The sequence below is a fragment of the Chromobacterium vaccinii genome (genome assembly GCF_000971335.1).
Taxonomy (GTDB): Bacteria; Pseudomonadota; Gammaproteobacteria; order Burkholderiales; family Chromobacteriaceae; genus Chromobacterium; species Chromobacterium vaccinii.
This window is the reverse complement of the sequence record NZ_JZJL01000051.1, coordinates 16646-28219: the sequence shown is the minus strand read 5'-3', so window position 1 is coordinate 28219 and position 11574 is coordinate 16646. Positions and strand designations below refer to the sequence as shown.

The 11574-nt window shown below is 63.0% G+C and carries 16 protein-coding genes; all 16 read right to left on the bottom strand.

The annotated features are described in order from the left end of the window. A partial coding sequence (gene gpJ / locus VL52_RS19545; RefSeq protein ID WP_046158605.1) for a TipJ family phage tail tip protein occupies positions 1 to 657 on the bottom strand: 657 nt, incomplete at its 3' end. Positions 658 to 671: 14 nt separating this feature from the next. Beyond that, positions 672 to 1235 carry a tail assembly protein gene (locus VL52_RS19540; protein WP_046157778.1) on the bottom strand — a complete coding sequence of 188 codons (564 nt, stop codon included), beginning with the start codon at positions 1233 to 1235 and terminating at the stop codon, positions 672 to 674. Then, complete coding sequence (locus tag VL52_RS19535; protein ID WP_046158604.1) at positions 1232 to 1930, bottom strand: C40 family peptidase; 699 nt, start codon at positions 1928 to 1930, stop codon at positions 1232 to 1234. The genes VL52_RS19540 and VL52_RS19535 overlap by 4 nt, the downstream gene beginning before the upstream one ends. A gap of 55 nt (positions 1931 to 1985) precedes the next feature. Beyond that, on the bottom strand, positions 1986 to 2678 hold the full coding sequence (locus tag VL52_RS19530; RefSeq protein ID WP_046158603.1) for a phage minor tail protein L: 693 nt from the start codon (positions 2676 to 2678) through the stop codon (positions 1986 to 1988). Next, positions 2679 to 3020: a phage tail protein gene (locus tag VL52_RS19525; protein WP_046158613.1), complete on the bottom strand. Its 342-nt coding sequence runs from the start codon at positions 3018 to 3020 to the stop codon at positions 2679 to 2681. Position 3021: 1 nt separating this feature from the next. Further along, positions 3022 to 6432: a coiled-coil domain-containing protein gene (locus VL52_RS19520; RefSeq protein ID WP_144410337.1), complete on the bottom strand. Its 3411-nt coding sequence runs from the start codon at positions 6430 to 6432 to the stop codon at positions 3022 to 3024. Further along, positions 6432 to 6773, bottom strand: a complete 342-nt coding sequence (locus VL52_RS24805) for a DUF1799 domain-containing protein (protein ID WP_052729421.1) — start codon at positions 6771 to 6773, stop codon at positions 6432 to 6434. Before VL52_RS24805 ends, VL52_RS19520 begins: the two co-directional genes overlap by 1 nt. 8 nt (positions 6774 to 6781) lie before the next feature. After that, on the bottom strand, positions 6782 to 7159 hold the full coding sequence (locus tag VL52_RS19510; protein ID WP_046158601.1) for a hypothetical protein: 378 nt from the start codon (positions 7157 to 7159) through the stop codon (positions 6782 to 6784). 11 nt (positions 7160 to 7170) lie between these two features. Then, positions 7171 to 8100 (bottom strand): phage tail tube protein, encoded by a 930-nt coding sequence (locus VL52_RS19505; protein ID WP_046158600.1) that lies wholly within the window; start codon positions 8098 to 8100, stop codon positions 7171 to 7173. 63 nt (positions 8101 to 8163) lie between these two features. Further along, on the bottom strand, positions 8164 to 8568 hold the full coding sequence (locus VL52_RS19500; RefSeq protein ID WP_160298971.1) for a hypothetical protein: 405 nt from the start codon (positions 8566 to 8568) through the stop codon (positions 8164 to 8166). A 9-nt stretch (positions 8569 to 8577) separates the two neighbouring features. Beyond that, positions 8578 to 8958 (bottom strand): tail completion protein gp17, encoded by a 381-nt coding sequence (gp17, locus tag VL52_RS19495; protein WP_046158598.1) that lies wholly within the window; start codon positions 8956 to 8958, stop codon positions 8578 to 8580. After that, positions 8955 to 9422, bottom strand: coding sequence for an HK97 gp10 family phage protein (locus tag VL52_RS19490; RefSeq protein WP_046158597.1), 468 nt, complete (start codon positions 9420 to 9422; stop codon positions 8955 to 8957). The genes gp17 and VL52_RS19490 overlap by 4 nt, the downstream gene beginning before the upstream one ends. Further along, positions 9409 to 9729 carry a phage head closure protein gene (locus VL52_RS19485; RefSeq protein ID WP_046158596.1) on the bottom strand — a complete coding sequence of 107 codons (321 nt, stop codon included), beginning with the start codon at positions 9727 to 9729 and terminating at the stop codon, positions 9409 to 9411. Before VL52_RS19485 ends, VL52_RS19490 begins: the two co-directional genes overlap by 14 nt. Next, entirely contained in the window at positions 9726 to 10046 is a 321-nt protein-coding gene (locus tag VL52_RS19480) for a head-tail connector protein (protein WP_046158595.1), read from the bottom strand. The genes VL52_RS19485 and VL52_RS19480 overlap by 4 nt, the downstream gene beginning before the upstream one ends. 5 nt (positions 10047 to 10051) lie before the next feature. Continuing rightward, entirely contained in the window at positions 10052 to 10291 is a 240-nt protein-coding gene (locus VL52_RS19475) for a hypothetical protein (protein ID WP_046158594.1), read from the bottom strand. Between the two features lie 41 nt (positions 10292 to 10332). Then, positions 10333 to 11535, bottom strand: coding sequence for a phage major capsid protein (locus VL52_RS19470; RefSeq protein WP_046158593.1), 1203 nt, complete (start codon positions 11533 to 11535; stop codon positions 10333 to 10335). Between the last annotated feature and the right edge of the window lie 39 nt (positions 11536 to 11574).

The window sequence follows — 11574 nt, the reverse complement described above, 5'->3', positions numbered from 1 at the left end:
CAGTTGCAGCGGCTGCAACACCGTATAGCTATCCCATGCCGTGGCATTGATCAGCTTTTGCGACGTGCTGTCGGGCGTCAGCCGCCGCACCCGCACTTGCCACGGCCCGCGCCCCGGCAGATCGATCCGGACGCTACGCTGGTAATTGCTGCGGGTCTTGCCCTCGATGCCGATATTGCGCACCTGTTGCCAGGCCCCGCCAGGCTGGCAAACGTCAACCGCCAGATCCACTCTTGACGGGTTCGTGTCGCCGTCGTCGTTGATCGACATCAGGCCCCGCACGGAAACGGTTACGCGAATCGCGGCGGCATCCAGGTTGTCGATGTTGCGCGCGATGCCCGCTTTGTCGCCGGCCTTGACCTCAACTCCGACCGCGTATTCGGTTTCGATTTCATCGAAACCGGCCATCGGCGTTTGCGCCGCCGTGCCGACCCGATGTTCCACCCGCACCCGCTCGAAATTGCGCGCGCCATCCGAATTGCCCAGCGGCACGCCGCCAAAAAAAATGGACTTGTCACCCTCGACAAGTCCACCCATTTCGCCCAGCCCCACCAGCATCAACACCCTGGCCGTGGCCAGCGATTGCAGCGAGTCCAGCGCCTCTACCGGCCGGCGCGGCTCTTTTGGCCCGCCGCCGCCGGCACCGATGATTTCCAACTCCCCCATATCCCTTACATGTCCTCTACGCTGATACCCGCCGAAATGATGATGCCGCCCGCTCGATGTCGCCCCCAGCCCCAGGGCGCCGGCACGCCCTGCGCGCTGCTGTTCGCCGCGCCGTTGAACAGGTAGGACGGCTTGCCCTGCTGCTGCTCGCTCTGCGACTGATCCAGGCGCGGAACTGGCGTCAACATCAACACCGCGCCGCTAACCATCAGGCCGATGCCCAGCGCCATCAGTTGCGTTCCGCCGAATGCCCACGTCGCCGCGCCCACCGCGATCAACACGCTGCCCAGGATTTGCCGGCTACCGCCGGCCCCGAACACTTCCGGCATGATCAGCACATCCCCTTGCGAAACCAGCGTCAGTTCTTGTTCCGCGATATCCCTATCTGCCACCGTCACCCGGAAAGCCAGCCCCTGCTCATCCAGGGCGCGCAGCGTGTTGTTAAATCCGGGATGCAGCGCATTCAGCGCCGGCACCACCTCGGCCACCGACGCCACCGACAAGCGATGCTCGCGGCCGTACTGTTCGCCCAGCGCGCCCCCGAGGCGAATCGTTCTAATCTCGCTCATGCGCGATACCTCGCCCGGCGCACCGTCACCCGCTGCCACCAGCCGCCATAGATATGTGTCTCTGATTGCCGGTCGCGCAGATGGTGGAGAATGCGGCCGTCGCCCAGCCAGACGGCAACATGGTTCGGCCGCTGGCCTCGTATCTGCATCAACAGCACGTCGCCGGCTTGCGGCTCGTCATCGACCCAAATAAAACCGGCGGCCTCGGCCGCCGTGCTGAACAGGTCTAGACCGCGCTCCCACCAGCCGTCAGGCTCGTTCGGGCGCGGCAAGGACACACCGCGTTCGCGCGCGTACCAGTCGCGCACCAGCTCCCAGCAGTCAATTACCCCATAGCAATACGGGCGGCCTAGATAATCAGCCCGCCAGCCGTTCGGCTCGATGTAGCGATAATCGCCGCCGGGCCAGCTGACGACATGCCACGGCAGGCCGGAACGCTCGCACATCGCCCGATCAATGAGCGATGGCTCCGCCGTGCTGTTCGGGTGGCTATGCCAGATGCCGGCGACCCGGCCCAGCTGCTCGGCCGCTGCTCGCCCGGCGGGATCAATGCGAAAAAAATGCTCTGGATCGTCCGCCAAGTTGCGGCAGGGATAGATGCGGCCGGAATCCAGCACCAGGCCGCAAGCCTCCCGCTCCCCGGCCTGCGCCGCGTAGTCCAGCATGGCGGCGATTTGTTCGGATGTTGCAGTCATCGCTTTACCCATGAAAAAAGCCGCACAAGGCGGCTCAAGATGGCTTAGAAGTCGTTCAGTTGTAGCGGCGCATGCCAGGACATCCGCCATAGTTCGCCAAGTTCCCCCGCGCCTTACAACTAGCTAACCGCTTACCGCATTTGTCTAAACGCGGGTCCGTCACCGGCTGTTCTCGCGCGTCAAACATCGCCACGCCCTGATAACCGCAATGCGCCCCCCGATACACCACATGCGCCGGGCAATAGCGTGTCACCAACACCCCCGGCGCGCGCTTGCCAGCCAGGTCTAGCCGGCTGCGCAATTCGAACGTGATGGCGTCGCCGTTGTCGGCCTCGCGGCGATTAATCAGCCAGGTTTCCTCCGGGTACATTTCCGGGAAGTCGGCTAGTTCGCCGCCCGCGCAAAACTTGGCATGCGTCACCCGCCGCACCAGCTGCCAGCCGACAAGGCCCTGATGCTGCATCACCAGGGCCGTGAAAATCCCCCGCACCTCTCGCCCATCCGACAGCGTCGCGACATTGCCGATAGACAGCTTCGGGCGCGGTGCGCCTTTCTGGCTGCTTTCAAACCCCTTGGCCTCGATGGCCCACGGCTCGTAAGCCAGCCCTTGGAATGTCACCGGCTGGCCGTTGCCGCTGGCCGTGAACCGCATCGCCGGCACCGACACGCCAGGCGGCGGCCGCAGCTCGAATAGCTGCACAATCGCGTCCGAGACCAGACGCTGTTTTTCCGCGTGTATCTCGCCCATTTATTCCCCCGAATCGAAAACCTGTTCAAACGTCACCGCGACTACCTCATCGCCGGCCGCCAGATATGAGCGGTCCCACTCACTACAGCGGAACTTGGCCCGCGCCGCGCCGGGATAGGTGAACCAGAACCAGCGCGCGCCGGCATGGCGCATTAAGAACGCCTCAATCGCATCCGCTTCGGCCTGGCCAACGGCAAAAGACAGCTTGCGCACGCGCGGCATGCTGTTGATGCCGTCAGGCACCCGCTGGCCATAGCCATCGCCAAACCGGGCTTCCTTCACTCGCGCCCGGATTGACGACGCACCGCCAAACAACGGCGTCCAGCTAAAAACCTCCGCCACATTACCCCCTGACAAAATCGTAAATCTGGCCGTCAGGTCTCATCGATTCGGCCAACTTGTTTTCAACTACACGCTCGACCAGAACCAGAATTTCCCGGCCGCCGTCTGCCCCCTGCCGCTCCTCTGTTCGCGCCGTCGCACCTGGCGCAAGGTTGTTGATGATTACCTTCACCGGCTGAGCCGGCGCAGCGCCCCCGGCGGCGGGCGCGTTGACGCGGGTTAGAAAGTCCTTCAGATCGGCATTCGTCCGGCGATCTATTACGCGCTCGCCCTTGTCGAGCAACCACGTCCCTTCACGCGGGACATTGTCGATGCCGTCATGCGCCATGCCTGATAGCTGCGTGCTGCCAATTGTGGACACAAGGCCGGCCGTAGCCGACACAACCGACGCCATCGCCCCCATATTCGCGGGCCAGGGCGCGCTTGCCGCAGCCGTCGCAATGGCTTGCTGAATTTTGATGATGGCGTCCGCAACCGCAAACGCCTTGCTCATGGCGAACATGGCGCGGTATATGCCGGATTGCTTGCCTTTGAAGCCCGCCGCCAAACCGGCCAGCCCGTCAAACAGTTGGCTCGAACTCGACAGCATCGCGGACGCGCGGTTGCGCTCCAGGTTCAGCAGATCGGCATTCAACTGCTCCTGATTGCGTTTGATGTAGTCCGCGCGCTCGGTTTCCGTGAGCGTCGTCGCATCCATGATCAACTGATGGCGACGGTCATACTGGTCGCGCAACTGCTGGTCTTCAGATTGCAGGCCGATGCCCTGGCGCTCACTGCTGCGCAATGCCTCGATCGCCCGTGCGTTCCGCTGGTCTTCGGCCGCGCCGTACTTTTCCCGCTCCTCCGGAGACAAGCCTTGCGCATACTCGATATCGGTCTTGCGCTGGTGATGGTCGCGCTGCAAACGCTCGGATGCGTTGTCGTATTCGCCGCCGCGCAGCCGCTCCAGAATCTGACGATTGCGGCGCTCGTACTCTTCGGCATCCCGGTTCAACTCATCGAAAAACCGCTTGTTCTCTGCCTTTAGCGCCTTGGTTGAATCCAGCTCGGCCGCCAACGCCAGCAAACGACCCTTGGTCGCCTCATCGAACTTGGCATAATCGCCCCGCGTCACTTCGAAGCGCACTTTCTCGGCCTCGGTCAGCTTATCCACGGACTGAACTTGACGCTCCAGCCGTAGAATTGCCTCCCGCTGCCGCTCGGCTAACCGCTTGCCCTCTGCGTCATCCTTCGGCGTTGCAAATTTCGCCTTCAGGTCCGGCAAAGCCGCGTCTGGCGTCGCCGCCTTCTTCTCCCCCGGAAACCGATCATAAAACGACTGCAAAGCCGAATCGGCTTGCTGCTGCTTCGACTCCTTGAGCGCCGACTCCGCGCGCAGCATCCGCCCGCGCGCCTCGTCCAGATCAGACAACAAAGACAGCTTCAGCCCTTCCGGCAAGCCGCCGCCGATCTTTTCATAGCGCGAATTGAGCTTTTCATACTCCTCGCGCGACGACTTGGCTTCGCTCCGCAGCGTGGCGACATCGACATCAGATAGCGCTTTCTGAATGCGCTTGGCCGCCAGCTCGTTCTTAGCCGCCGCATCGCCAGCCGCCGCCGCCAGCTCATCCCAATAGGCAATCAATCCGCCTATTGCCAAGACCGCAACGCCAATCGGCCCGCCGACCAAGGCAAGCGCCCGGCTGAACAAACCCACCGCACCGGCCGCCGCTTGCGATACCAGGCTAACCCGCGCCACTGCCGCCGCATGCCGAACTTGGGCCGCCGCAGCGGCTTCAGCAGCCAGTGCGGCATGTCCGGTCGCGGCCGTTTGGGCGGTCGCCGCTTCCGCCGCCGCCGTTTCCGCCGCCGCCAGCTTCGCGTCCGCGACGGCAAGCGCATTGCTCATCGCCAATGCGCGGCTCTGCGCGACCGTCAACCGGTCCTGCTCGGCCGCCTCCAGGGCTTTAGCAACGGCCAAGTCCGCGCTCGCCCTGGCGCTGGCCAGCTGGGCAACCTGCAAACGCTCATAGGCGGCGACACTGCCAACGGTTTGCGCGGCGCGCGCCCGTTCGGCCGCCGCCAGCTCTACAGCAGCCACACTCGCCGCCGCGTCGGCCTCCGCCACCATGCTTTTCGCAATTGCCAAACTGCCAGACTGCTCAATCTGACGCGCCGCCCCTTGCGCCAGCGCCGTATCCAGTGCCAGCCGCTGCCGGTCCACCGCCTGCGCCGCCACTTCTTGCCCTGCACGCGCACTGCTGGCCCGCGCCCGGTCCAGTTCCGTCATCGCGGCGATGCGATCCGCTTGCGCCCGCCGGATTGCCCCTTGAGTAGCGTTTTCGTCAGCCACCGCCGACGCTCGCGCCGCCGCGACGCGCTGCCCCCAACCCGCAACCGCATCCCCGGCACCACCGGCCATCTGCGCCGCTTTGAGTGTGGCATAGGCCGCGATCACCGCGCCAATGGCATCGCGGTACTCGTAGACGCCCGCCACGGCGCGACCGGTCATGCCAGCCAGCTCAACCAGCTCGCGGCTCCCCTCCTGCATGCTGGCCACCAGGGCGCGGCCGGCATCCTTGGACAGCCCTTCGTTGAACTGCTCCAGCCAGCTCTTTGTCGCCTCGCGCAGTGGCTCCACCCCCTCGGCCGCCAGCTTCGACATCACCTCTTTGGACGTATCGACCATGCCTGTCAGCGTCTTGGAATAGATGTCGCTGCTTTCGGCAAAGCCCTGCAAGCGCTCTGACAAGAATTTGAACAGGTCGCCGCCGGACTTTTTGATTTTCTCCACGTCTTTGTTAGTAATGCCCAGGGCGACCGCGAGCTGGGAATCCGAACTGATGTTGCCGGTCAGGATAGAACGCATTTCCTGCACTACCTGCCCCGCCTCCAAGCCCATCGACTTGACCGCGTTGATACCGACCGTGGCCAACTGGCGAATCTCGCCCACCGTCATCTTTGCCTGCAAGCCCGGCCCTAGCATGGCGTTAAAGCCGGCGACCAGTTCTTGCGTGCTGGCCGCCGTGCGGGCGGCATCCTCCGCCAGCGCATGCACCAGCTCGCCGGAAATCGCCATCGCCTGATTCATCGACACGGCCTTGCCGCCCACGGTCGCCATGCTGGCCATTGTCCCGGCCATGCCGACTTGCATCACCTCCAGTTGATTGGCGAAGGCAAAGCCCATCTTGGGCAGTTCGGCAAAGCCCGACACCAAGGCGCTAACCGCGCGCTCAGCAATGACGAAACCGCCCAGGGCGGCGGCCGTCGCGTTCAAACGCTCCAGGGCGTCGCCGGCCCGCTTGGATTCGTCCTGAATGCTTCCCATCGTGGACTTGACCGTCCGCCCCGCCGCAGCCATTTCAGACTGTAATTGCGCCATCCGGGCTTCAAGATTGATCACCAGCGAGCCAACTGTTTGCGTTGCTGCCACTACTTCCCCTTTCTCGCCGTCAGCCTCAACGCCTCGCGCTCCATTTCTTGCAGATGGCCGAATATCGCCGCGCGCTGCGTCTCTTCAATCCCTAACCGCTGCTCAACCACCGGCAGCGCGGCGTAGTCCAGGCCGAACGGCCCGGCCGGACCAACCCGCCATTGGGTTTGCATCCCCTGCCAAACACGCCAGGCCGGCACCGCGTCTTCCAGCAGGCTGAACGACTCGTCGCCGCCGCCTGGCAATAGCGCGTCCACCTGATCGACGGGAACGCCGGCATCCAGCAGCGCCCGCCGGTTCTCGTCCCGACTGGCGGCGCGCTCGCCGAATTGGTAGCGCACCGCCTCAATCAGTTTTTTCGCGCCGCTCCGAAGCGAAGCTCATGCAGCGCACTTTGCAGCGCCGAATTCACTTGCGGGCCATCGACCGACAGCAAGGCCGCTTCCATCGCGGCTTGCGACAACGGCAGCGGCTTGCCGGCCTCATCAGACACGCCCTCCCAGGCCGTGAAAACCTCGGCAAACAACCTGGCGTTTTGGCGGTAGATCTCGGACAGGTCTTCTATCGCTTGATCCGGCGAAAAACGCTTAATCAGCGCATCCCAATCCGGCTGCGACATCAGCCGGCCGGTCAGTTGAATAGTGGCGATATTTTCCGCGCCGGACTCGGTGCGGGTATGGATTTCGGCCGGGACGCGAACCTGGCCGGCCGTTGCGATCTTGAACATGTGCTTCTCTTTTATCGAATGGTAATTTTGAATTCGTCGTCGCCGTCATATGGCAGTAGCGCCAGCGGCAGCGTAGTCATGCTGATGTTGTCGCTGTCGCCATAGTCGGCGCTGCCAATGCTGATGTTTGCCTCTATCAGAATGATGTTGCCGGCCACCTTGCCATGCTCAAGATTGAGCATCCCGCGACGGCCGGTCCTCGCGATTTCGAACCAATCTTTTTCCGCGACAGTCGTCGATTCGATTTGCGCGCTACCCGATGGCTTGCGGCCGGTAATCAGTACGCGTTCCGTACCGCCCGGCAAGCTGCGATGTTTGACTTCATTGGCCATGTCGAATGTCAGGCTCTGCACAGCTGGCGCGAAGGCGAATAGATTGAAGTGCGCGACATTCGCCGCATCGAATGGCATCGGCGTCATGAACGGCGTCAACGTCAGCGCCGGCGCGGCGGCGTCAACGATGCCGCCATGCACGCCGGTAAAGGTGAATTTCATTTTCGGGAACTGCTTGTTTTGCAGATCGAACGAAACATTGCCGCGCGCGCCCAGCAACTTATGCTGCACGCCGTCAAGGTTGTAATAGATCGTCAGCGACTGATGCCCGGTGGAAATCGGCGCGTAACTGACAGTGGTATCCTTCACCACTGTTTCAGCAAAGCCGCAGCCCCGCAGCAGCACGCCCCAGGCCGGCACCGCCCCCGGCTCCCCCGCGCCGGCCAGCTCGACCTCAAACTCAGCTTTCATGCGAACCCCGGTGACGACCGATTCGGAATTCCCAAAATATGGCCGGACAATGTTCCGCTCCGCCTTGTCGCTATCCAGCGGCGTGACTTTCGGACTTGCGACCAAGATCGCATTCGCCGCGCCAGTCGGCACCGCGTCCACCCCCTCTTTCGTTTCAACCTTGGCGATGATCGCCACCCGCTTACTATTCAGTGACATTGCCACCCCTTTCAGGCATAAAAAAAGGCCCGCCGCAGCGAGCCAGACACCATTTCGAACCGACTACAACTCACCCTCCCGCCGCCGATAGGTCAGCAGGTATTGCGCCCGGCAGATGCCGAGTCGTGGATTTTCCTCGTCGTACTCCCATTGCACCGCGCCGGCCTGCAAGTCCTGCACTTCCAGGGCGGCATGCAATACGGTATGCACTTCCGCCCGCAGCGCCTCACAAGCCGAATGCGGAACGTCGCCTTCCGCCAGCAATTCCAGCTCTATCGATAGCTGGCGATATTCGTAGCCGACCGGCGAACCCGACAACGGCACATCCTGCAACTGGTGCAGACACACCGCCGGGAACTCGCCAAAATTCAGCCCCTTTTGCAAGTCGCGGCTCACTCGCTCGCCCGCCGCCGTCGTCCCCAGCAAAGCCGCCTCAACGGCGACCATCAATTGTTCAACTCGCGACACATCGCCCTTTCAATTTGCTTTCCAATGGATGCGCCAGGTCATGGCCACCAGATGCGGCGCGTCCTCTCCCACATCCTGCGCGCCATCCTCCAGCACGTCGTAAACCATGACGCCTCCCACTTCGCCCCGCCAGCGCTCCAACCTGCGCCGAACAGCCCAGGCCACGGCATACGCCGCATCGTAGTCCGCCGCCACTATCGACAGCTGCACCAGGCTGAACACGATGCCCGGATTGCGCACCGCGCCGCGCGCCCGCTTTTCATCAATCACTTGATAGGCAACTGCGGGTAATTCCGGCTCATCCGGCAGGCGCACCGGATACACCCGGTCGCCAATCAACGCCACGACATCCGGCGCGGCCAGCAGCTCCACCACGGCCGCGCCGATCATCGCGTCAGCTCCCCGGCTTCCAGCGCGCTGCGAACCGTATCACCGACCACGGACAGCGCTTCCGGCAGTCTTTCAGCAGCCGGCCGCATAAATGGATAGGGCGGGACCATCTGTCCCGCCCCCTGGCTTGCCTCCCTCGCGGCGGCGCGCCGTGCCTCGCCGCCTTTGGCCTTTTGCCCTCGGCCGCGCTTCATATGGCCATACTCCAGCAATCGGCCATACCAGCCGCGCCGCTGGAGCGCGACCCTGTACGCGATCACGCCGCGCCTACCACTCCCGCGCGAACTGGCGACAACAATCGACTTAGCCAGCAGGCCGGAACGGCGGCGCACCCGCTGGCGCGCATGGTCCCGAACCAGGGCCGCGCCCCGGCGCAGTCCTCGGCGCAGCACTTTGGTTTGCAGCCGGCGCGGCACACCGTCCAGGGCGCGCAGTACCTCGCCAATGCCCTCAACCGTTTCCATCGCTCGTTTCCAGCATCAACACCAGAAAATCCCGGTTCGCGTGCGGCTCGACGGTCTTCACCTTGAACGGCTGCCCATGTACCAGCGCACGCCAGCCATGCACCACCGCGCGGCGGCGGATTGTCGCCCGGACACGGCAACCAGTTTGCTCGGCAAGCGCCGCCGTGTAGGTCCGCGCCCCCAGGTACTCGATGCGAGCATGCACGGGCTTAGGCTCCGTCCAGCTATCGACCCAGCCCCCGGACGGCTTGCGGGTCTTGATTGGCTGACTAAGCCGGACACGGTCATTCAACATACTGGCGTTCATCGGTACACCCTCCAGGGATCAAGCAAGCCATCCACAAACGTTCGCGGCATGGCCTGCAACGGCTGGCCGGACGCCACTGCTTCCCGCTGCGCGTATGCCGTCGCCACGCGCAGCAATACCCAATGACGAACGCTCTCGGGCACGTCCGCGGCCGTTTTCCAAACCTCGCCCAGCAGCGGCCGGCCGATCTCATGCGCCGCCAGCCCCTCCGCTGCCAGCACATACAGCCACAACAGCGGGTCATCGTCCGTCAAATCGGCATCAATGCGGCATTGCAGCCGCACTGTGGCCAGATCATCAAACAAAGCGCTGTTCATTGCCCTTACTCGCCAGCTTGAGACACAGCGCCATCCGCCGCGATACGGCGACCGCCGGACGCCAATGCAGCGGCCACCGCATCCGGGTTAGCGTCCAGCCCGCAATCGCCTTCTAGGGCCGATTCCGGCACCATCAGCACGTCATTGACCTGCACTCGCACGCCATCCAGTTCGCCACCGCTCAACACGCCGCTATACAACACGCGAGCTTCGACCATTTTTACATCCGACTTCTTTGCCGCCATAACACCCCCTTGGAAAAAGAAAGCCCCCTAAGGGGCGCATATCAGCTTGCCGAATTCTGGTAAGCCTTGATGGCTCCGCCGATGTCCACCAAGTCGCCATCGGTGCGCAGGATCGAATGGAAGCCCACCAGGCCGCGCTCGTTGTAAGCGGAATCGGTATTGCGGTACAGCGTCGCGCCCATCACATCGCGGATCAGATATTTCTTGAAGTCGCCGAACAGAATCGACTTGGCATTGGCCGCCATCGTCGGCATGTGCTGATTGATCTGGTAGCCATAGTTCAAGATGGTATCCGGCGCATTGACCGCCAGACCCGGCAACCACAGCGGGCGGCCGGTCGCGTCCTTCAGCTGCTTCAGCTTGCGCAACGTGCCGTCATGGAACATCCACTTGGCGGCAGAGCGGTATACCGGATCGACGCTATGCTCCAAGTCGATCAGGTCTTCCAGCGTCACCGTCGCCACCTGGCCAGTCGCGGCGGCCTTGCCCACTGATGCAGCGGTCACGACGCCGCGTGGTTGTTTATCGCCCGCGCCCACCGTGAAATGGCGATTGGTGACGCGGCCCAGGCGCTGGCCCAGCAACGCGACGATGTACCCCTCAATATCGAACTCGCTGTCTTGCAGCAGCTCCAGCGACACCGCGACCGCTTTGGACGTGTACTTGAACGCCCCCATGTCAGTCGTGCCAAACTTGGTTTCGCTGGACGGCGTCAACTGCGTTTCACCCAGGATTTCGCCTTCTTCCTGCGTGGAGTCCGTCACCACGAAATCCAGCGGATTGCCGCTCGCCGTTTTCAGCACCGTGGACACATCACGCACGCCGCCGACCAATGCCATGGCCGCCTGAATTGAACTGAACATTTCGCGGGTCACGGTATAGCCGCCGCCGGCCGGCGTGCCGACCGTCTGCGCGTTCTGGATGCGGCCGGAATTGACCAGATTTTGAATGCCTTCCTGGCCATCGCGCAGGAAAGCCACCAGCAAATCCCGGCGCAGCTCCGCCGCATTCTCGATAGACACGTTACGGAATTGGGCCGTCTGCTCGTCAGTAGCGGCGATGCCTTCCTGAACGCGCAACGCGGCTTCAATGGCGCTGATCTGGTTATCGATCTGCTCCACCTCGGTTTTCATATTGCTGAATTCAGCCTGGCGCTCGGCATCCCACGCGCCTTCTTTCTCCACCAGGGCTTTCATCTTGTTGGCGATGTTGACGCGCTTGTCGCGCAATGCTTGGATAGACATTGTTTTCCTTGAAATGAAAAAAGCCCGCTCAAGGCGGGC

Coding starts and splice junctions, on each gene's coding strand:
- VL52_RS19480 (WP_046158595.1), bottom strand. CDS start 10,046: ATGAACAGCGCTTTGTTTGATGATCTGGCCACAGTGCGGCTGCAATGC.
- VL52_RS19485 (WP_046158596.1), bottom strand. CDS start 9,729: ATGAACGCCAGTATGTTGAATGACCGTGTCCGGCTTAGTCAGCCAATC.
- VL52_RS19535 (WP_046158604.1), bottom strand. CDS start 1,930: ATGACTGCAACATCCGAACAAATCGCCGCCATGCTGGACTACGCGGCG.
- VL52_RS19470 (WP_046158593.1), bottom strand. CDS start 11,535: ATGTCTATCCAAGCATTGCGCGACAAGCGCGTCAACATCGCCAACAAG.
- gp17 (WP_046158598.1), bottom strand. CDS start 8,958: ATGATCGGCGCGGCCGTGGTGGAGCTGCTGGCCGCGCCGGATGTCGTG.
- VL52_RS19540 (WP_046157778.1), bottom strand. CDS start 1,235: ATGAGCGAGATTAGAACGATTCGCCTCGGGGGCGCGCTGGGCGAACAG.
- VL52_RS19530 (WP_046158603.1), bottom strand. CDS start 2,678: ATGGGCGAGATACACGCGGAAAAACAGCGTCTGGTCTCGGACGCGATT.
- VL52_RS19510 (WP_046158601.1), bottom strand. CDS start 7,159: ATGTTCAAGATCGCAACGGCCGGCCAGGTTCGCGTCCCGGCCGAAATC.
- VL52_RS19505 (WP_046158600.1), bottom strand. CDS start 8,100: ATGTCACTGAATAGTAAGCGGGTGGCGATCATCGCCAAGGTTGAAACG.
- VL52_RS19490 (WP_046158597.1), bottom strand. CDS start 9,422: ATGGAAACGGTTGAGGGCATTGGCGAGGTACTGCGCGCCCTGGACGGT.
- VL52_RS19475 (WP_046158594.1), bottom strand. CDS start 10,291: ATGGCGGCAAAGAAGTCGGATGTAAAAATGGTCGAAGCTCGCGTGTTG.